General features: G+C 79.2%; 10 protein-coding genes. All 10 read right to left on the bottom strand.

All coding sequences use genetic code 11. The features are described 5' to 3' along the window. Positions 1 to 24: 24 nt before the first annotated feature. Positions 25 to 327: a phosphopantetheine-binding protein gene (locus ACRYR7_RS05010; protein ID WP_432570969.1), complete on the bottom strand. Its 303-nt coding sequence runs from the start codon at positions 325 to 327 to the stop codon at positions 25 to 27. Between the two features lie 43 nt (positions 328 to 370). Continuing rightward, the gene (locus tag ACRYR7_RS05005) at positions 371 to 1,450 is read right to left on the bottom strand and encodes a Fe2+-enterobactin ABC transporter substrate-binding protein (protein ID WP_432570968.1); all 1,080 of its coding nucleotides are present in this window, start codon (positions 1,448 to 1,450) and stop codon (positions 371 to 373) included. Then, on the bottom strand, positions 1,447 to 13,647 hold the full coding sequence (locus ACRYR7_RS05000) for an amino acid adenylation domain-containing protein (protein ID WP_432570967.1): 12,201 nt from the start codon (positions 13,645 to 13,647) through the stop codon (positions 1,447 to 1,449). Before ACRYR7_RS05000 ends, ACRYR7_RS05005 begins: the two co-directional genes overlap by 4 nt. A gap of 83 nt (positions 13,648 to 13,730) precedes the next feature. Then, the gene (locus ACRYR7_RS04995; RefSeq protein ID WP_432570999.1) at positions 13,731 to 14,582 is read right to left on the bottom strand and encodes a siderophore-interacting protein; all 852 of its coding nucleotides are present in this window, start codon (positions 14,580 to 14,582) and stop codon (positions 13,731 to 13,733) included. Between the two features lie 80 nt (positions 14,583 to 14,662). After that, positions 14,663 to 14,884, bottom strand: coding sequence for an MbtH family protein (locus ACRYR7_RS04990; RefSeq protein WP_432570966.1), 222 nt, complete (start codon positions 14,882 to 14,884; stop codon positions 14,663 to 14,665). 80 nt (positions 14,885 to 14,964) lie between these two features. After that, a complete protein-coding gene (locus tag ACRYR7_RS04985) occupies positions 14,965 to 16,266 on the bottom strand; it encodes a lysine N(6)-hydroxylase/L-ornithine N(5)-oxygenase family protein (protein WP_432570965.1) in 1,302 nt (433 codons plus the stop codon). Beyond that, a complete protein-coding gene (locus ACRYR7_RS04980; protein ID WP_432570964.1) occupies positions 16,263 to 16,940 on the bottom strand; it encodes an isochorismatase family protein in 678 nt (225 codons plus the stop codon). Before ACRYR7_RS04980 ends, ACRYR7_RS04985 begins: the two co-directional genes overlap by 4 nt. Further along, on the bottom strand, positions 16,937 to 18,553 hold the full coding sequence (locus ACRYR7_RS04975) for a (2,3-dihydroxybenzoyl)adenylate synthase (protein ID WP_432570963.1): 1,617 nt from the start codon (positions 18,551 to 18,553) through the stop codon (positions 16,937 to 16,939). The genes ACRYR7_RS04980 and ACRYR7_RS04975 overlap by 4 nt, the downstream gene beginning before the upstream one ends. After that, the gene (locus ACRYR7_RS04970) at positions 18,550 to 19,815 is read right to left on the bottom strand and encodes an isochorismate synthase (protein WP_432570962.1); all 1,266 of its coding nucleotides are present in this window, start codon (positions 19,813 to 19,815) and stop codon (positions 18,550 to 18,552) included. The genes ACRYR7_RS04975 and ACRYR7_RS04970 overlap by 4 nt, the downstream gene beginning before the upstream one ends. 181 nt (positions 19,816 to 19,996) lie before the next feature. Then, positions 19,997 to 20,539, bottom strand: coding sequence for an SDR family oxidoreductase (locus ACRYR7_RS04965; protein WP_432570961.1), 543 nt, complete (start codon positions 20,537 to 20,539; stop codon positions 19,997 to 19,999). Between the last annotated feature and the right edge of the window lie 131 nt (positions 20,540 to 20,670).

Genomic DNA, 20,670 nt, shown 5'->3' with positions numbered 1-20,670 from the left:
GCCGGCACCCCCGGACGGCCGGGCTCAGCGGGCCCCGCCCGAGCGGATCAGGTCGACCCACGCGCTCAGCCGCGGCTGCTCGGCCAGGTCGGCAAACTCCACCCCGCCCAGGCCCGCGGCGCGCCAGCGCTCGACCAGGGTCATGAGCCGCACGGAGTCCAGCCCCCGGTCGAGCAGGTCCTCCTCCGGGTCGATCGCCGCGCCGTCGCACCCCAGCAGCCGGCCCACGTCGGCCCGCACCAGGGCGTCGACGTCCCCCACCCGCTGATCCACCCGCTGATCCACCCGCTGCTCCCCCACCCGCTGCTCCACCTTCGGGTCGTGCACGTCGTCCTCCTCGTCGCGATCGGTTCGTGCCTCGGCGCCGCGCTCAGGCGCCGAAGAGCTGCCCCAGGGTCCGCAGGGCGCCCACCGCCCCGTCGTAGTCGGGCCGGTAGCTGGTGGCGGGCAGCTCCCACACCCGGCCGGCGGCGAACGAGGGCAGCGCGGCGTACACCGGGTCGGCCTTGAGCTCCTGCAGGCTGCGGCCGCCGAGGCCGACGACGAAGGCGTTGGGCGCGTCCGCGACCCCGGCCAGCAGCTCCGGGCTGACCTCGAAGGAGTCGCCGCTGCCGTACAGCTGCGGGTTCCCCGCCTTGGTGACGACGTCGTCGGGCGTGAAGCCGACCTCGGCGGTCAGCGCCGGCAGCGCGGCGTCGGCGGGCACCAGGTACGGCTTGCCGTTGGGCAGGGACAGCAGGAACACCGTGGCCCCCTCGGGAGGGGTGATCGCGGCGGCGACCTCCTGGACCTGCCGCTCGTAGGTGCTCGTCAGCCGCTCGACGCCCTCGCTGCGCCCGGCGGCCTCGGCGACGGCCTCGAGCTGGTCCTGCCAGGCGGTGGTGCCGGTGGGCACCAGCACCGTCGGCGCGATCGCGCTGAGGGCGTCGTGGTTCTCCTGCGCCTGCACGGCCGTGATGCCCTGCCCGCCGCCGATGATGAGGTCCGGCTGCGCCGCGGCGACGGCCTCGACGTTGAGCTGCTCCCCGGCCGGCAGCGCGGCGGTGCCCTGCTCGCGGGCCTGCGCCGCCCACGAGGGCGGGAAGCCGCCCTCCAGGTCGGTGACGCCCAGCACGCGGGTGTCGGTGGCGACCACCGGGGCGTCCAGGGCGAACAGGTAGCCGGCCAGGCCGCCGGAGAGCACGACGATGCGCTGCGGGTCGCCGGGCACGGTGATCTCGCCCTGCTCGGTGCTGATCGTGCGGGTGGCCGGGGCGGCGGGGGCGCTCGACGGCGCCGCCGCCGGTCCGGCGGCGCTGTCGCCGGAGCCGCAGCCGGCCACCAGCAGCGCCAGGGCGCCGGCTCCCGTCAGCAGCGCCCTGCGGCGCGGGCGCACCTCGCCCGCGGGGGCGCCGGGGGCGCGACTGGGGGTGGCGCCGGGGGTGGCGCCGGGGGTGGTGGGCGCGTTCATCGGGTGCCTCGCTCTCGACCACCGTCGGTGGTCATCGTGGGTCCTTCGGGGGTGCGCACCGCCAGGGCACCGGCGAGCAGCGGCACGAGGGCGAGCCAGCCCTCGCGCGTGACCATCGCCTCGTGCTCCAGCGGGACGGGGGTGAGGACGAGCGGGCCGCGGTGGGCGCGGACCCAGGCGGCGGCCAGCTCGTCGTGGTGGGCGGCGGCGGTGACGACGGTCAGCGCGCCGCGGTAGTCCGCCGGCCGCGCCCCGGCGAGCAGGCGCAGGCAGTGCGCCCAGCTGCGCCGCACCGCCGGCGGCCAGGAGGGGTCGGCGGGCCGCTCGGGCGCGTCGCGGCGGTGGCCGGGGGGCGGGGCGTCCAGCACACCGGCGAAGGCGACCCGCTCGCCGGCCCCGGTGAGGTGCTGGGCCAGGGCCGGCACCACCGAGCCGCCGAAGGAGTAGCCCAGCAGGTGGTACGGGCCGTGCGGCTGGCGGCGGCGGACGACCGCGGCGCAGCGCCGCACGAGCGCGTCCCAGTCCGCCGGGGCCGGTTCGGTGGACTGCAGCGCCAGCACCGGCCGGTCCACCGGGAGCTGCTCGGCCAGCCCGGTGAAGGGCCAGGCGGTGCCGCCGGCCGGGTGCAGGCAGAACAGCGGTTCCCCGGCGCCGCCGGGGCGCAGCTCCACGAGCGCGTCCGGGCCGCCGCCGGCACCGGCGGGTCCGCCGATGGGTCCGCCGACGGGTTCGCCGACGGGTTCGCCGACCGGTTCCCAGGCCGGTTCCCCGGCCGGCCCACCGGCGGGCGCGGCGGCCACCACGCGCAGCGCCGGGGCGGTGAGCAGGTCGGCGACCGGCAGCGAGCGCCCGGTGCGGGCGGCGAACACCGCGGCGCAGCGCATCGCCGTCAGCGAGTCCCCGCCCAGGTCGGGGAAGCTCTCGTCCGGGTCGGCGCCGGTCAGCCCGAGGACCTCGGCGACGACCTCGCACACCTGCCGCTCCGACCCGGTGGGCACCCGGCCCGCGCCGGCGGGGGCGGGGGCCGGCAGCGCGGCGCGGTCCAGCTTGCCGTTCGGCGTCAACGGCAGCGCCCGCACGGCGACGACCCGGGCCGGGACGGCGTGCGCGGGCAGCTGCTCGCGCACCGCCGCGCGCACCGCGTCGAGCGCGGCGTCCAGCCCGTCCAGCTCACTCCCGCCGCCGGTGCAGCGGCCGGGGTCGAGCACGACGTGGCCGACGATCCGCGGCACGGGACCGTCGGTGCGCACGGTGGCCGCGGCCTGCACGACGCCCGGGCAGCGCGCCAGGGCCGCCTCGACCTCCCCGAGCTCCACGCGGGCACCGCGCACCTTGACCTGGCCGTCGCGCCGGCCCAGGTGCTGCAGCTCCCCGTCCGGGCGGCGGCGCACCAGGTCGCCGGTGCGGTACATGCGCGAGCCGTCCGCGGCGAAGGGGTCGGCCACGAACGCGGCGGCCGTGGCGCCGAACCGGCCCAGGTAGCCGTGGGCGGTGCCGTCGCCGGCCAGGTACAGCTCGCCGACCGCGCCCACCGGCACCGGCCGCAACCCCGAGTCCAGCACGTGCACGCGGGCGTTGCGCACCGGCCGGCCCAGGCACGGCGTGGCGCTGGCCCGCACCGGTGAACCCGTCGCGTTGATGGTGAACTCCGTGGGCCCGTACAGGTCGTAGCCGTCCACGCCGTCCTGCTCGCGCAACCGGGTCCACAGGTGCGGCGGGACCGCCTCGCCGCCCAGCAGCACCAGCAGCGGGGTGCGCTCGCCGTCCAGCAGCCCGGCCGCCAGCAGTTCGCGCGCGTAGGAGGGCGTCACGTTGACCACGTCGACGCCGACCTCGCGGTAGTGCCGCACCAGGGCGACCGGGTCCAGCCGCGCCCGCTCGTCGACGACGTGGACCTCGTGGCCGGCGAGCATCCAGAACAGCTCCTCCCACGACATGTCGAAGGAGAAGGAGACGGTGTGGGCGATGCGCAGGCGTCGCCCGCCGGCGGTGCGGGCGGTCGGGGTGAAGATCCGCTCCAGGTGGTTGTGGAACATCGTCGTCAGACCGCGGTGGCCCACGACGACGCCCTTGGGGGTCCCCGTGGAGCCGGAGGTGTGCAGGACGTAGGCGGGCTGGTCGGGGTGGCGGGGCCCGGCCACGGCGTGCTCGGCGACCACCGGCGGCGGCGCGGCGCCGTCGAGGACGGCCGCGGTGGCCGGGTCGTCGAGCAGCACCGCCACCGCACCGGTGCCCGCGGTGGCGGGACCGCAGCGCCCGGCGGTGGAGACGACCAGGCGGGCGCCGGCGTCGCGCACCAGGGCCTGCGAGCGCGCCGCGGGCGAGGCGGCGTCCAGCGGCAGGTAGGCCGCCCCGGTGCGCAGCACCGCGAAGAGGGCCACCACGTGGTCGGCGGTGCGCGGCAGCGCGACCGCCACCACCGACCCCGGGCCGGCGCCGCGGGCGGCGAGGACCCGCGCCAGCCGGTCCACCCGCCGGTCCACCCGCGCCGCGCTCAGGCGCACCTCCCCGCACACCAGCGCCGTCCCGTCCGGGTCGGCGGCGGCGCGCTCGCGCAGCAGCGCGTCGACGCTGCCGCCGGGCTCCCCCGGTGCGGGCACCGCCACCGGCGCCGGCACGAGGTCCGCCTGCTCGGCCACGGCGGCCGCGGTGCCGGCGACCGCGACCCGCTCGCCCTGCTCGGCGAGCAGGGTGAGCACGTGCACCAGGTGCTCCAGCACGCGCGCGGCCGCCGCGTCGGGGACGAGGTCCGCCCGGCTCTCCAGGGTCAGGCCGAGCGCCGTGCCGCCGTCCAGGCCGGGGTCGGCGTCCAGGGTGAGGGCGTAGTGGGTCCCGTCGACCGCGTGCAGGGCGCGCACGCCGTTGCGCCGCAGCGCCTCCCGGTGCGCCCGCTCGTCGCGCGGCAGGTTGCGCACCACCAGCAGGGTGTCGAAGAGCACCGGGTGCCCGGCGCCGCGCTGGACGTGCCCCAGGCCCAGCCGGTGGTGCGCGGTCAGCGCTCCCTGCTCGGCGCCGGTGCGGCGCAGCAGGTCCGCGAGGTCCTCGGCGGGCCGGGTGCGCACCCGCACCGGCACGGTGTTCAGCAGCAGCCCGACGACGCCCTCGGTGCCGGGCACGGACGGGTCGCGGCCGGAGACGGTCCAGCCGAAGACGACGTCGTCCTCCCCGGTGCACGCGCGCAGCGTCAGGCCCCAGGCGGTGGCCAGCACGCAGGCGGGTGTCACGCCCAGGCGCCGGGCGAGCCGCCGCAGGCCCTGCGCGGTGGCGTCCGGCAACCGGCGGTGGGTGCGCACCGGCAGCAGCCCCGCCGGTGCCTGCGCCTGCGCGCCCGCGCCGGCGGGCGGGCCCCACGCGCCCGCCACGAGGGTCGGTGCGCCCAGCCCGTCCAGGTACCGCGCCCACGCCGCGCGCGCCGCGCCGTCCGCTCCCCCGCCGGCGGTCCCCTCGTCGGGGTCCTCCCCCTCGGCGTCCTCCTCCGCGGCGTCCTCCTCCGCGGTGGGTGCGAGCCGCCCGGCCGGCAGGAGGTGGTCGGCCGGCTGCGGGGCCGGCGGCAGGAGGGTATCCGGGTCGCGCCCCGCCAGCGCCGCCTCGTGCAGGGTGAGCAGGTCGGTCAGCAGGACCGCCTGCGACCAGGCGTCGGTGAGCAGGTGGTGCAGGGTGAGCAGCAGGCGCCCGCCGTGCGCGGTGCGCGCCAGCACGAAGCGCAGCAGCGGCGGTGCGTCCAGGGCGAACCCGGCGCTGAACTCCTCGTGCGCCAGTTCCCGCAGCGCGGCCTCCGGGTCCTGCGCCGCGGTCAGGTCCACCTCGCGCCACGGCACGTCCGAGCCGTCGGCGGCGAGGTCGACGACGAACTGCACCGGGCCGGGGAAACCCTCGTGGGTGAAACCCGCGCGCAGGCCGGAGTGCCGGCGCAGCAGCGCACCCGCCGCCGCGCGCCAGGCCGCCGCGTCGAGCGCGCCCGGCGTGGCGGCGTCGAGGTCGGCGGCGAGCTGGACGACGTAGCGGTCGCGCTCGCCGTCGAGGGTGGACTGCGCGTACATCCCCTCCTGCAGCGGTCCCAGCGGCAGGACCTGGCGCCAGGCCGGGTGCAGGGCGTCCAGCCGTCGCCGCTGCGCCGCCTCGAGCGGCAGACCGGTGCGCTGCGGCGCGACGGGTCCGGGCAGCGCGGCGCGGTCGAGCTTGCCGTTGAGGGTCAGCGGGAGCGCGTCGAGCACGGTGACGACGTCGGGCACGACGTGCTCGGGGACCTGCGCGGCCAGCGCGGCGCGCACGGCGGTGCCCTGGAGGTGGGCGCCGGGGGCTGCCACGACGTGGCCGAGCAGGCGGGTGGTGCCGGTGCCGTCGGCGCGGGCGACGGCCGCGGCGGCGGCGACGCCGGGCACGCGCCGCAGGGCCGCCTCCACCTCCCCCAGCTCGACGCGGAAACCGCGCACCTTCACCTGCTCGTCGGTGCGGCCCAGGAACTCCAGCCGGCCCGCGCGGCGGCGCACCAGGTCGCCGGTGCGGTACAGCCGCTGCCCGCCCCGCGCGGTGGGGTCGGCGGTGGGATCGGCGGTGGGGTCGGCGACGAAGCGTGCCGCCGTCAGGGCGGGCCGGCCCAGGTAGCCGCGGGCGACCTGGGCGCCGCCCAGGTACAGCTCGCCGACGGCGCCGTCGGGCACCTCGCGCAGCGCGCCGTCGAGGACCCGCACGCGCACGTCCGTCCACGGGCCGCCGATGGTGACGGCCTGCCCGGCGCCCTCGTCCTCGGCCGCGTCGGCGGGGGCGAGGTCGGCGCCGGTGGCCCACACGGTGGCCTCGGTGGGCCCGTACACGTTGCGCACCGCGGCGCAGCGCGCCAGCAGCAGGCGGGCCAGGTCGGCCGGCAGCGCCTCGCCGCCGGCCAGCGCCCGCACGCCGCCCAGCCGGGCGGCGTGCTCGTGCTCCAGCAGCGGCCGCCACAGCGAGGGGGTGGCCTGCACGACGGTGGCGCGCTGCGCGGCGATCAGCTCGTGCAGCGCGTCGGGGTCGCGCACGGTGGCGCGGTCGGCGAGGACCACGGTGGCGCCGACGGTCAGCGGGACGAGCAGTTCCAGCACGGCGATGTCGAAGGAGACCGTCGTGACGGCCACCAGCCGGTCGCCGGGGCGGACCCAGCCGTCCTCGACGGCGCTGCGGGCGAAGGCGGCCAGGTTCGCGGTGCTCACCAGCACGCCCTTGGGGCGCCCCGTGGAACCGGAGGTGTGCAGGACGTAGGCCAGGTGCTCCCCCGCCGGGGGCACCGGCGGCAGCGGCGCTGCCGGCTGCGCACCGGTGGTCCCCGGGACCTCGTCGAGCAGGAGCGTGGTGCAGCCGGGAGCCAGCTCGTCCAGGACCGCGCGCGCGTCGCCGCCCTGCCCGGAGGCGGTCAGCAGGTGGCCCGGTGCGGCGTCGGCGAGCACCTGCTCCAGGCGCCGGCGCGGGTGGTCCACGTCCAGCGGCAGGTACGCCGCACCGGCGCGCAGCACCGCCAGCAGCGCCACGACCAGGTCCGCGCCGCGCGGCAGGGCGACGGCGACGAGGTGCTCGGGCCCGGCGCCGGCGGCGAGCAGCCGGGCGGCGAGGGCGTCCACCCGTGCGGTGAGCTCGGCGTAGGTGAGCTCGCGGTCCCCGGCGACCAGCGCGACGGCGCCGGGGGTGCGCAGCGCCTGGGCGGCGACGTCCGCGGCGACCCCCGGCGGCGGCGTGCGCCGCTGCGGCGGGTCCACCGGCGCGGGTCCCCCGTGCGGGCGGTCCGCCGGAACGCGGGCCGCCGGGAGCTCGGGGTCCTGCGGTGCGGGGTCCTGCGGCGCGGGGGTGTCCGCGGTGGTGCGCGCCAGCGCGGCGAGGCCCGCGGGGGTGCGGGCGGCGAACACGTCGGGAACCCGCACGCGCACGCCGCGCCCGCGCAACCGGCCCACGAGGCGCATCGCCGTGATCGAGTGCCCGCCGAGGACGAAGAAGTCGTCGCCGGGCGCCACCGAGGGCACCTCCAGCACGGCGGCGAACTCGGCGCGCACGGCCTCCACGGTGGCGGGTCCCGCCGGCGAGGAGGTCCCCGCGCCCACCGGCACGGATCTGGTCACGGACGCGGCCGCGGCCGCTGCGGGAGCGGTCGCGACGCGAGGGGTTCCGGTGGGAGGGGTTCCGGCGTGAGGAGTTCCGGTGGGAGGGGTTCCGGCGCGAGCGGCCGTGGGCAGGTCGGGGACGGTGGTGGCGGGGTCGTGCACGAGCGCGGTCAGCAGCTCGGCCAGCCGCCGCACCAGGTGCCCGGCCCGTGCGGCGTCGACGGCGGGGTCGTGCTGCAGCTCCAGGCGGAACGGTTCCCCGGGCGGGGCGAGCAGGGTCAGCGGGTAGTGGGTGCTCCCGCGCCGGTGCACGTCCAGCACGCGGGAGCGGTCCGGGTGCTCGGTCGCGGCGCTCGCGACGGGGAAGTTCTCGAAGACGACGAGGCTGTCGAAGAGGCGACCGAGGCCGGCGGCGCGCTCGACGTCGGCCAGGGCGGTGTGCTCGTGCTCCTGGGCGCGGAACTGCTCGGCCTGCAGCGCGGCGGCGTGCTCCAGGAGCGGCTGCCCGGGCACGGCACGCGCCCGCACCGGCACGGTGTTGCTGAACAGGCCCACCATCCGCTCCACGCCGGGCAGGTCGGCGGGGCGGCCGGAGACGACGGCGCCGAAGACCACGTCGGCGCGGCCGGCGGCCTCGGCGGCGACGACGGACCAGCAGGCCTGCACGAGGGAGTTCAGGGTCAGTCCGTGCCGGCGGGCCAGGTCGGGCAGTTCCGCGGCGGCCGCTCCGAGGGGGACGGCCGCGGTGCGCGCGGGGGCGCCGCTCGGCTCGGTCCCGGCGGCCAGGAGGGTCGGTGCGCTCAGCCCGGCCAGCCGCTCGCGCCAGAACTCCTCGTCGCGGGCGCGGTCCCGCTGCGCCAGGCGCACCAGGTGCTCGCGGAAGGGCGCGGGGGCCGGCAGGTGCGTCCCGCCGCAGTGGTGCAGGTCGAGCAGCTCGGCGACGACGACGGGGGTGGACCAGCCGTCGGTGACCAGGTGGTGCGCGCCCAGGACGAGGCGGTGGCGGGCCTCGCCGCCGGGACCGTCGCCGGGGCCGTCGGGGGTGGCGTCGGGGGCGCCGTCGGGGGCGGCGTCGGGGGCGGCGTCGGGCAGGCGCACCAGCAGCGCCCGCAGCAGCGGCGCGCGGCCCACGTCCGGCGCGGCGGCCGCGAACTCCTCCTCCAGCGCGTCGGCCGCCCGCTCCGCCGCGCGCCGGGGCAGGGCCGAGAGGTCGACGCTGCGCCAGGGCACCGCCGCGGTGCGCGGCAGCACCTGCACGGGCCGCGCCAGCCCCTCCCAGCAGAACGCCGCCCCGAGCTGGGGGTGGCGGGCGAGCACGCCGTCCAGGGCGGCGCGCAGCCGCTCGGGGTCCACCGGGCCGGCCAGGTCCAGGCGCGCGGTGAGGGCGTAGGCGTCGGTGCCGGCGGACTCCCGCGCGCTGACGGCGTGGAAGAGCAGCCCCTCCTGCAGCGGGGTCAGCGGCAGCACGTCCTGCAGCGGTCCGTGCATGGCCTCGAGGGCGTCGAGGTCGTCCTGGTCCAGACCGCTCGCGGTGCAGTCGGAGGGGGTGAGCCCGCCGGGGAAGCGGCCGGCGTGCACGGCGAGGGCGGCCAGCGCCTCCTGCCAGTGCTCCTGCAGGTCCTCCACGGCGGCGGGGGTCAGCACGCCGGCGGCGGCGTTCCACTCCACGTGCAGCGCCCCGTCGGCGTCGGCGGCGGCGTTGAGGGAGAGCGCCTCCGCCAGCGCCTTGGCGGGCGGTTCGACGGCGGTGAACCCCGTCGCGCCGCTCACCCCGTCCGCGCGGTCCGCGCCGCGCGGGTCCGCCGGGCCGCGGCCGAGGTAGTTCAGCAGGACCTGCGGGGCGGGCAGGGCGCTCAGCTCGGCGCGGGTGCGCGGGTCCAGGCGCCGCAGCACCCCGAAACCGGTGCCGGCGCCCGGGGTGGTGGCCACGGCCTCCTTGGCCGCGCGCAGCAGCCGGCCGGCGGCGGCGCCACCGGCGAGCGCGTCGGCCAGGTCCTCCTCGGAGGCCACCGCGTCGGCGGGCACCCGCACGGGGAACTCGGTGGTGAACCACCCCACGGTGCGCGAGGTGTCCAGGCCGGGCAGCAGCTCCTCGCGGCCGTGCCCCTCCAGGGCGACCACGCGCCAGGGCGCGCGCGCCCGGCCCGCCTGCGCGTCCCAGGAGCGCAGGGCCAGCACGAGGGCGGCCAGCAGGACGTGGTCGGGTCGGGCGCGGTGGGCGGCGGGCAGGTCCTCCAGCACGGCGGCGGCGACGGCGGGCGGGGTGCTGGTCGTGGTGCGCCGCAGGCTCGCGGCGCGGTCGCGGGCGGGGTCCAGCGCCCGCTCCCCCAGCGGGTGCGCGGGCCCGTCGAGCACGCGGCGCCAGTGCGCCAGCTCACCGGCGCGGGCGCCGGTGCGGCCCTGCTCGGCCAGGGCGGTGGCGTGCCGGCGCCAGGAGCCGCGCACCGCCGGCAGGTCGGGGCGGGTGCCGGTGCGGGCGGCGTCGGCGGCCGCGGCGAGGTCCTCGCGCAGCACCCGCCAGGAGACGGCGTCGACGGCCAGGTGGTGCACGGCCAGCAGCAGGCGCTCGCCGCGCGGGGTGCGCAGCAGCGCGGCGGCGACCACCCGGCCGGTGCGGGGGTCCAGCCGCGCGCACAGCCGCTGCGCGGTCTCGTCCGGCGCGCTCCCCCGCGCACCGGGCTCGGGCCCCTCCTCCAGGCAGTCCTCGGCGCGCACGGCGCCGGCCGGGCGCACGAGCACCTCGCCGGCGCCGTGCAGCAGCAGGCGCAGCGCGTCGTGGTGGTCCAGGACGGCCTGCAGCGCGGTGCGGGCGCGGGCCGGGGTGAGCGGGCCGAGGTCCAGCAGCGCCCAGTGGGCGTAGCCGGCCAGGTCGGCCGCGCCGGGCACGGCGGCGAGCAGGTCCGCCACGACGGGGGTGGGCGGCACGGGCCCGGTGCCGTCGTCGGGGGCCTGGGGCCCCTGCTCGTCCAGGGGGCGGGCGGCGGCGGCCAGCGCGGCCAGGTCGCCGCGGGAGAGGACCTCGCGCGGGCGCACGTGCAGGCCGTGGCGGCGCAGGCGGCTGCTGACGCCGATGGCGCTGATGCTGTCCCCGCCCAGGGCGAGGAACTCGTCGGCCGGCCCGACGTCGGCGGCGCCGAGCACCTCGGCCACGACGGCGCACACGGCGCGCTCGCTCGCGGTGCGGGCGCTGCCGGCGGCCCGGGCGGTGCCGGTGGCCGCGGGGGCCGGCAGCGCGGCCCGGTCGACCTTGCCGTTGGCCGTCAGCGGCAGGGCCTCGAGCACCACGACGGCCGCGGGCACGAGGTGGGCGGGCACGCGGGTGCGCAGGTGCTCGCGCACCGCCTCGCCGTCCAGGGCGCCGGGGGCCGCGGACGGCGCGGCGGTGACGTAGCCGACCAGCCGCGCGGTGCCGGTGGTCCCGGTGCCGGTGGTGCCGGTACTGCCGGTGCGCAGCAGCGCGACGGCGGCGGCGACGCCGGGCGCGGCGGCCAGCGCGGCCTCCACCTCGGGCAGCTCCACCCGGTGCCCGCGGACCTTGACCTGCTCGTCGGTGCGGCCCAGCAGCTCCAGCCCGCGCCCGGGCACCCAGCGGCCCAGGTCCCCGGTGCGGTACATCCGCTCCCCGGGCGCGCCGAAGGGGTCGGCCACGAAGCGCGCCGCGGTGCCGGCGGGACGGTGCAGGTAGCCGCGGGCCAGGTTCGGGCCGGCCAGGTACAGCTCGCCGGGGACGCCGTCGAGCACGGGGCGCAGCGCCGCGTCCAGCAGGTGCGCGCGGGTGCCGGCCAGCGGGGAGCCGACGTGCGGGGCGGGGCCCTGCACGCGCGCCAGGAGCGCGTCGACGGTGCCCTCGGTGGGGCCGTAGGCGTTCCAGGCGGTGAGCGGCGCCTCGGCGAGCCGGCGCCACAGCGCGGGCGGCAGCGCCTCGCCGCCGACGACGAGGGTGCCCGGCGGGGCCGGGGAGCGCAGCAGGCCGTGCTCCAGGAGCTGGGCGGCCATCGCCGGGGTGGTGTCCACGACGTCGACGCGGTCGCGGGTGAAGGCCTCGACCAGGGCGCGGGGGTCGCGCACCTGCTCCTCGTCGTACAGGTGCACCCGGTGCCCGCACAGCAGCCACAGGAGCTGGTCGACGGAGGCGTCGAAGGCGAAGGGGGCGGTGTGCGCGGTGCGCAGCGCGCGCCCGGCGCGGCGGGCGGCCTCGGCGTACACGGTGTGGCGGTGGTGGTGCAGCAGCGTGGCCAACCCGCCGGTGCGGGTGAGCACCCCCTTGGGCTCCCCCGTGGAGCCGGAGGTGAAGGTCAGGTAGGCCAGGTGCTCCCCGTGGCGCTCGGCGGACAGCTCCGCGGGCGCCAGCGGCGCCGCGGGGAGCGCGGCGAGGTCCTCGGCGGCCGGGTCCAGGACCGGCACGCCGGGCGCGGCGGCGGCGCCGCCCGGCCCGCGGGTCAGCAGCAGCACGGCGCCGGAGGCGGCCAGCACCTCGGCGCGCCGGGCCGCGGGGTGCTCCGGGTCCAGCACGACGAACGCCGCCCCGGCGTCCAGCACGGCCAGCAGCGCCACGACGAGGTCCGCCGAGCGGGGCAGGGCCACGGCGACGACGTCGTCGGCGCCGGCGCCGCGCGCGCGCAGGGCCCGGGCCAGGCGGTGCACCCGGGCGGCGAGGTCGCCGCGGGTCAGCGTCGTCCCGGCGCACACCAGCGCCGGGGCCGCCGGGTCGGCGGCGGCCAGCTCGTCCAGGACCTCGGGCACGGGTCGCGGGGCGCGCCCGGCCGGCGGGGCGCCGGCGGCGGGGCGGGCGCGCTCGGCGAGCAGCCGGGCGACGTCCGCGGCCGGGGCCAGGTCGGTGCGGCCCAGCGCGGCGGTGCGCGGCTCCTCCAGCAGGGCCAGCAGCAGGTGCTCCAGCGCGCCCAGCCGGCGGCGCAGGGCGTCCTCGCCGGTGCTGCGGGCGTCGACCTCGAAACCCAGCAGCAACCCGCCGTCGGGCAGGGGGGTGACGGTCAGGCCGTGCTCCTCCGGCGGGCCGCCGGCGACGTTGCGCAGCTCGCCGCGGGCCCCGGCGAAGTCCAGGTGCAGGTCGAACGCCTTGACGTTGATCCCCGCGCCGTGCAGCAGCGCGCCGGGGACGCCGGTGTCGGCGGGCAGGTCCTCGCCGCGGTAGCGCTGGTGCGCGCGCAGCTCGCGCAGCCGCTCGCCGACGCGCGCGGTGAGGTCGGCCAGGGTGTCGCCGGGGTCGACGGCCACCCGCAGCGGCAGGACGTTCACGGCCATCGTCGGGGTGCGCAGCGACGGGCCCGAGCGGGCCATGACCGGCAGGGCGAGCACGACGTCGCGCTCCCCGCACCAGCGGTGCAGGAAACCGGCGTAGGCGGCGATGAGGACGTCGGCCCAGGTGCTGCCCAGGTCCTCGGCGACCGCGCGCAACCGGGCCACGGCGGCGGCGGGCAGCGCGGTGCGGGCGCCGACGGTGCGCCGGGCGGGGCCCTCCGGGGCCGGCGGGCGCGAGCCGAGGTCGGGGGCGGGGTCCAGCACGCGCCGCCAGTGCTCGCGGTCGGCGGCGTGGCGCGCGCTCGCGCGGTACTCGGCGTCGGCGGCCACCACGTCGGCCAGCCGCCCGAACGGGCACGGGGGCACCGCGGTGCCGCGCACGAGGGCGGTGTGGTGGGCGGCGACGCGGCGCGAGACCAGCGCCGCGGAGTACCCGTCGACGAGCAGGTGGTGGTACAGCTGCACGCACCACACCTCGCGCTCGGACAGGCGCAGCAGCCGGTGGTGGACCAGGTCGCGGTCCACCACGGCGCGGGAGTGCTCGGCGGCGCGGGCGCGCTCGGCCTCCACCAGGGCCTCGGCCACCGCGCGCGGGTCGGCCTCGCCGCGCAGGTCGACCACCTCGGGCGCCGGGACCGGTCCGTCGGTGACGACCTGCACCGGCCCGTCGGGGGTCTGCGCGATCCGCACGCGCAGGGTCTCCGCCTCGGCGACGGTGCGGCGCACCGCCTCGGCGAGGGCGTGCGGGTCCACCGGTCCCTCGCCGCGCACCTGCAGCACCTCCCCCACCAGGTAGTGCGGGGAGGCGGGTTCCAGGCGCTGGGCGTGCCAGACGCCGAGCTGGGCGGCGGTCAGCGGCAGGGTGGTGCTCACGGTGCTCTTCTCCTGCGGATCGGGTGGCGTGCTCGCCCGGTGCGTCACCCGGGTGGTCGCCCCGGCGGTGGCCCGGGCGGCGCTCACGCCTCGTCGGTGGTTTCGTCGCTCTCGTCGTGCTCGGGGTCGTGGTCGGCGACGCCGCGCTTCCAGTAGCCGGTGACGAGGTGGTCGACCGCGCCGGGGCCGGCGTCGTGCCGCAGCCGGCGGCGCAGGGGCTTGACGGCCCCGGCCTCCCCGGCGACCCAGACGAGGGTGGGCCCGCCGGCGGGCAGCGGCACGGCGCGCACGGCGTCGGCCAGGGCGGTGCCCGTGCCGGCGGGGGCGCCGCCGCGGTGCACCCAGCGCACCTCGACGCCGGCGGGGGCGGGCATCGGCACCTCCTCGGCGGCGTCGGCGACCTCCACCAGCGCCCAGCCGCGGGCGTGGGCGGGCAGGGCCTGCAGGTGCCGGGCGATCTGCGGCTGCGCGCTCAGGTCGCCGGCGAACAGGTGGTGCTCGTAGCGGTCGGGCAGCACCAGACCCCCGGGCGGTCCCGCCACGTGCACGCGGGCACCGGGCTCGACGCGTAGGGCCCAGCCGGAGGCCAGCCCGCCGGGGTGGACGGCGAGGTCGACGTGCAGCTCCCCGGCCACCGGGTCGTGGTGGCGCACGGTGTACTCGCGCGAGGTGGGCAGCGGGCGCGGCCAGCGCAGCGCGTCGCCCTCGGGCACCGGCAGGCGCAGCCCGCCGCCGGGGTCGGGGAAGAGCAGCCGCACGTGCTCCTCGGGCACGTGGCTCTGGAAACCGCTCAGCTCCTCCCCGCCGAGGACGAGGCGCACCAGGCCCGCCGACAGCCGTTCGCGGCGCAGCACGCGCAGCGCGCGGATCCCGATCGGGTAGGCGACCTTCGAGGGCGCGCTCGCGGCGCGGGCGGCGGCGATCCGCTGCTGCAGGTCGCCGGCGGCGCGGGCGCCGGGGCGCGCGCGGGCGGGCCCGGTGGTGGGCCCGGTGGTGGCGGGCCCGGTGGTGGTGCTCACCGGATCCGGTCCCGCAGGGCCTCGCGCAGGCTGCGCGGGCGCAGGTCGCTCCAGTTCTTCTCCACGTGCGCCAGCGCCGCCTCGCGCGGGCCGGGGCCGAAGACGGTGCGCCAGCCGGCGGGGACGGCGGCGAACGAGGGCCACAGGGAGTGCTGGTCCTCGTCGTTGACGAGCACCAGGAACTGCCCGGCCTCGTCGTCGAAGGGGTTCGTGCTCACGGGGGTTCCACCTCTGGGTCGGGAGCGGTCGGGCGCGGCCGGTCCGGACGCGGACCGAGCGGGGGCCGGGCGGGGGCGGTTCAGGCGGGCACGGCGCGCGGCGCCCGGGCGTGCCGCAGCACCGACTCGAGCACCTCGCCGGCGCGGGGGGCCGCGTTGGACAGCAGCGAGGAGCTCAGCCCGTGGGTGTGCTCGGTGCCGCCGAGCAGGTGCACCGCGCAGGTGACGTCGGGGTCGGTGACCAGGCGGTGGTCGCGGGTGACGAGCACCCGCCCGTCGTCGTCGCGGTGCACCGCCGCCCCCAGGCCCTGCGGGCCGCCCAGCAGGGCGGTGGGGTCCGGGTGCTCGTAGCCGGTGGCGCACACCAGCAGGTCCGCGCGCAGGCGCCGCACCAGGCCGCTGGTGCGCTCGGCGACGGCCACGTCGAGGCCGTCGCCGTCCTCGCGCACCTGCAGCAGCTCGCTGGCGCGGTGCAGGTGCAGGCGCGCGGTGCCGGCGACCTTCTCGGCGTACTCGGTGCGGTACAGGTCCTGGATGAGGTCCAGGTCCACCACGGAGTAGTTCGTGCCCGCGTGCCGGCGCAGCAGCTCCTCGCGCACGCCGCCGGGTGCGGTGTGGAACTCGTCGACGGCGCCGGGGTCGAAGACGCGGTTGGCGAAGGGGCTGTCGTCGGCGGGGCTGAAGCCGAAGGAGCGGAACACCGAGTGCACCCGGGCGCGCGGGTACCGGGCGTGCAGGTGCTGCACCACCTCCGCGGCGCTCTGCCCGCCGCCCAGGACCACGAACACCGGTTCGGGCGGCAGCACCGGTTCCAGGGCGGCCAGGTCGGGCAGGAACGTGGCGGTGTGCCGCACCCGGGCGCCGGTGCGCAGCGAGCGCGGCACCCGGGGGCGCAACCCCGTCGCCAGGCTCACCGAGCGGGTGAGCACGCCGGTGCCGTCGGACAGCTCGGCCTCCAGCAGCTCCACCCGGCCCCCGCGGCGCACCGGGTGCAGCGCGGTGACCTCGGTGCCGTAGCGCACCGGGCAGCGCACCCGGTCCGCGGCCCACTGCAGGTAGTCGTGGAACTCCAGGCGCGTGGGGTAGAACGTGCGGGCGTTGACGAAGTCGGCCAGCCGTCCCCGCTCGTGCAGGTAGGCGACGAAGCTGGCGCCGCTGGTGGGGTTGCGCTGGGTGACGAGGTCCTTGAGGAAGGAGACCTGCATCGTCGCGCCGGGCAGGAGCATGCCGCGGTGCCAGCCGAAGCCCGGCTGGCGCTCGACGAACAGCGTGCGCAACCCGGCACCGCCGGTCGCGGCGCGGTGCTCGTCCACGGCCAGGGCCAGGGCCAGGTTGGCGGGGCCGAAACCGACGCCGAGCAGGTCCAGCACGGGCGCGCTCACGCCGTGGCCCCCGCGGCGGAACCGGCGCGCGCGGGCGCGAGCGCCGCGGCGGCGGTGGCGGTGCTCAGCACGACGCCGCAGGTGGCGGCGACCCAGCGCAGCGCCGCGTCGTGGCGCTCGCGGTCGAAGTCGGCCACGGCATCGGCGACGACGAAGGCCTGCACGTCGCGCATGAACGCCTCGCAGGCGCTGACCTGGCAGCCGATGCCGGCGTAGACGCCGGTGACGACGAGCTGGTCGCGCCCGGCGCGGGCCATCCGCTCGGCCAGCGGCGAGCGCTGGAAGGCGGAGTAGCGCCACTTGGTCAGCACCGTGTCGCCGGGGCGCGGGGCCAGCTCGGCGACGATGCCGGCGCGGTGCGGGCGCCGCCCGAGGCCCTCGCCCCAGAAGTCGGTCAGCAGCGCCCGCTCGCGCGCGTCCTGGTGCGCCGGCTGGGCGGTGTAGACGACGGGCACGCCCGCGGCGGCGGCGGCCCCGCGCAGGCGCGCGGTGTTGCGCAGCAGCTGCGCGCGCAGGGCGGAACCGCGGCCGTAGACGTCGAGGAAGTGCTCCTGCAGGTCGTGCACGAGCAGCACGGCGCGGCGGGGGTCCACCGTCCACGGCACGCGCGGCGCGGGCAGCCGGTCCGGTGCGGGCATCGGGTAGTCGACGCCGGTGGGCAGGGGGGTCGTCACGGTGCGGGCTCCTGGACGAGGTCGGCGAGGGCGGCGCGCAGCTGCCGGCGGCTGGTCTTGCCCACGGCGGTCAGGGGGAAGCGCTCGACCAGCTCGACGCGGTCGGGCACCTTGAAGGCGGCCAGGCCGGCGGCGCGCACGTGCGCGCGCAGCTGGGCGGTGGAGGGGCTGGTGCCGGGTCGGGCGACGACGAAGGCGCAGGTGCGCTGGCCGAGGAAGTCGTCGGGCACGCCCACCAGCGCGGCGTCGTGGACGTCGGGGTGGGTGAGCAGGACGTCCTCGACCTCCTCGGCGGACACCTTCTCGCCGCCGCGGTTGACGCGGTCCCCGGCGCGGCCCTCCACCACGAGGTTGCCGTCGGGGCGCAGCCGCACGACGTCGCCGGTGCGGTAGAAGCCGTCGGCGGTGAAGGCGGTGCGGTCGTGCGCCTGCGCGCCCAGGTAGCCGCGGATCGTGTAGGGGCCGCGGGTGAGCAGGAACCCCGGTTCGCCGGGCGGGACGTCGCGGTCGTCGTCGTCGACGACGCGGACCTCGTCGTGCGGGCTGAGGGGGCGGCCCTGGGTGTGCACGACGACGTCCTCGGGGTCGTCCAGGCGGGTGTAGTTCACCAGGCCCTCGGCCATGCCGAACACCTGCTGCAGCCTCGCGCCGAGCACCGCGGGCACGCGGCGGGCCAGTTCCGGGGTGCACTTGGCGCCGCCGACGCCGACGACCCGCAGGGAGGACAGGTCGTGCCCGCCGCCCTGCGCCGCGGCGGTCCACAGCAGCGCCAGCGGCGGGACGAGGGAGACGTGGGTGACGCCCTCGGCGGCGACGAGCGGGAAGGCGGTGGCGGGCGCGGGGTCGGTGGCCAGCACGACGGTGCCCCCCGCGCACCAGGTGCCCAGGATCCCCGGTGAGCTCATGGGGTAGTTGTGGGCGACGGGCAGCACGACGAGCATCCGGCTCTCCGGGCCCAGGCCGCAGATCCGCGCGCTCTCGGCGACGGTGTAGGCGTAGGTGTCGTGGGTGCGCGGGATGAGCTTGGGCAGCCCGGTGGTGCCCCCGGACAGCTGCAGGAGGGCCACCTCGCCGGGCGCGGGCGCCGGCGGCAGCGCGGCCGGCGCGCCGTCCGGGTCGGGCACCGCCAGGTCGGCCAGGTCGCCGAACTCCTCGGCGTCGCCGGCGACGAGGACGTGGCGCAGCCGCACCCCGTCGGCGCGCAGCAGGTCGCGGGCCAGCTCGCGGTGGTCGCAGCGGGCCGTGCCGGTGCCGGTGACGTCGGTGGTGACGAACACGCTCGCGCCGCTGGTGGCGGCCACGTGGCGCAGTTCCGCGCAGCGGTGCGCGGGCAGCGCGAAGACCGGCAGGGCGCCCAGGCGGAACAGCCCGAGCACGACGGCGGGGAACTCGGCGGTGTTGGGCAGCTGCAGCAGCACCCGGTCCCCGGCCACCACGCCGAGGCGGGCGAGGCCGGCCGCGGTGCGCAGCGCCCGCGAGCGCAGGTCCGCGTAGCTCTCGCGCACCGGTTCGCCGGTGGCGGTGCTCGCCACGAGGGCCGTGGCGCCGGGCCGCTGCAGGGCGCTGCTCTCGAACTGCTCCCACAGGCCGACCGCGGGCAGGTGCGCGCTCACCACTCGATCCCCAGCGCGCGGGCGGAGGTGCGGAACTTCGCGGCCGTCTCGGCCAGTTCGGCGCGCGGGTCGGAGGCGGCGACGACCCCGGCGCCGGCGAACAACCGCACGGAACCGCCCTGCACCTCGGCGCAGCGGATGGTGACGGCCCACTCCCCGTCCCCGTCGGCGTCGCACCAGCCGACGGCGCCGGTGGCGTAGCCGCGCTCGAACGGTTCCAGCTCGCCGATGAGGTCGCGCGCGGCGGCGACCGGCACGCCGCACACCGCGGGTGTGGGGTGCAGCGCCGCCAGCAGGTCCAGCGAGGTCGTGGCGGGGTCGGCCAGGACGCCGCTGACGGGGGTGGCCAGGTGCCACAGCGCGGCGCTGCCGCGCACCTGCGGGGTCGCCGGGACGTCCAGCTCCCGGCAGAGGGGGGCCAGCGCCGCGCGCACGGCGTCGGCGACGACGGCGTGCTCGTGCAGGTCCTTGGCCGAGCGCAGCAGCGCGGCGGCGCGGGCGGCGTCCTCGTGCGGGTCGTCGCAGCGCGGCGCGGAACCGGCCAGCGGGCAGGCGCTGACGCGCCGCCCGCGCCGGGAGACCAGCAGTTCGGGGCTGGCCCCCAGCAGGGTGCGCACCGGTGCGCCCGCGGTCCGCGCGGCCGCTGCCGGGCCGGTGGGCTCCAGGGGCGGCAGGGGCGGCAGGGGCGGCACGTCGACGGCGTAGACGAACGCCTCGGGGTCGGCGGCCAGCAGCCGGGCCAGCACGGCGGGCACGTCGACGCCTCCGGGCAGGTCGGCCTCCAGCAGGCGCCCCAGGACGACCTTGCCGAGCCGGTCGTCCCCGGCGCGCAGGCGCTGCACGGCGGTGGCCACCGCGGCGGCGTAGCCGTCGTCGTCGGGCGTGGAGCGGGTGGTGGCGCCGCGACCGACGGGGGCGGGGGCGGGGGCCGGCGGCGGTGCACCGGTGGCGCGCAGCAGGCGCTCGGGCACCCGCAGCGCCGCCGGGGTGCCGGCGGCGAAGGGCACGGCGCCGACGGCGAGGCCGGGGCCGCCGCTCCGGCGGTCCGCGCGCAGGACCGCGTCGACCTGCGCGGCCAGCGCGGGGCCGGCACCGGCGGTGGAGCCGATCCGCGCCCGGGAACCGCCGGCCAGCAGGTGGCGGCCGCCGGCGGAGAACCACGCGGTGGTGCCGGGCCGGTAGGCGGCCAGCAGGTCCGCGACGCCCCCGACCGCGCGACCGGCGGCGTCGCCGGCGGGAGGTGGCGGTTCGGACGTTCGCACGGGTCCGGGCGTTCGCACGGGCGTGGACGTGCTCGTGGGCGCAGGGGTGGGCACGGGGTTTCTCCGGGGTTCTCGGTGTCGTGCTGTCGTGGGGGCGGACGGTGCCCGCGCGGGGTCCGCCGTGCGGGCACCGCCGCGCGGCGGTCACCGCCGGGAGCGGGGCCCGCGGGCGGGTGCGCGGTCAGTCGCGCAGCGAGGCGCCGCCGTCCACGAGCAGGTCGGTCATGGTGATGTGCCGGGCCGCGTCGGAGAGCAGGAAACCCACGGCCTCGGCGACGTCGACGGGGTCCGCGACGCGTCCCAGGGGGATGCCGAGGCGGAAGGTCCCCGGATCGCCGTGGACGGCCGCGGTGCGGCCGGCGGCGGCGTCGGGGTGCAGGGTGCGTTGCATGGGGGTGTCGGTGGACCCGGGTGAGACGACGTTGCAGCGGACCCCGGCGGGGGCCAGTTCCAGCCCCAGGCAGAGCACGTAGCGCGTGGCGGCGGCCTTGGAGGCCGCGTAGGCCGCCATGCCGGCGCGAGGGAGTTTCGCGGCGTTGGAGCTGACCGCGACGATCGCACCGCGGCCGCGGGTGGCCATGCGCGATCCCGCTGCGCGGCAGACGTTCCGGGTCCCGGTGGCGTTGACCGCGAAGGACTCCTCCCACGCGGCGTCGTCGGTGTCGAGCGCGCCGCCGGGTCTGAGCAGGCCCGCGACGTGGGCGAGCCCGGTGACCGGGCCCACCTCGCGCTCGACGCGGGGGGGGGGGGGGGGGGGGGGGGGGGGGGGGGGGGGGTGGGGGGCGGGGTGGGGGGGGGGGGGGGCGTGTGGCGGGGGGGGGGGGTGGGGGCGGGCGACTGCTTCGGGGTCGTGGT

It is taken from the genome of Kineococcus gurbantunggutensis (assembly GCF_050871925.1).
Classification (GTDB): domain Bacteria; phylum Actinomycetota; class Actinomycetes; order Actinomycetales; family Kineococcaceae; genus Kineococcus.
Note: the sequence above shows the minus strand (reverse complement) of the source record. Positions and strands in the feature narration are given on the sequence as shown.

Excerpts from the sequence above, each read along its gene's own strand:
- ACRYR7_RS05005 (WP_432570968.1), bottom strand. The coding sequence starts at position 1,450 with ATGAACGCGCCCACCACCCCCGGCGCCACCCCCGGCGCCACCCCCAGT.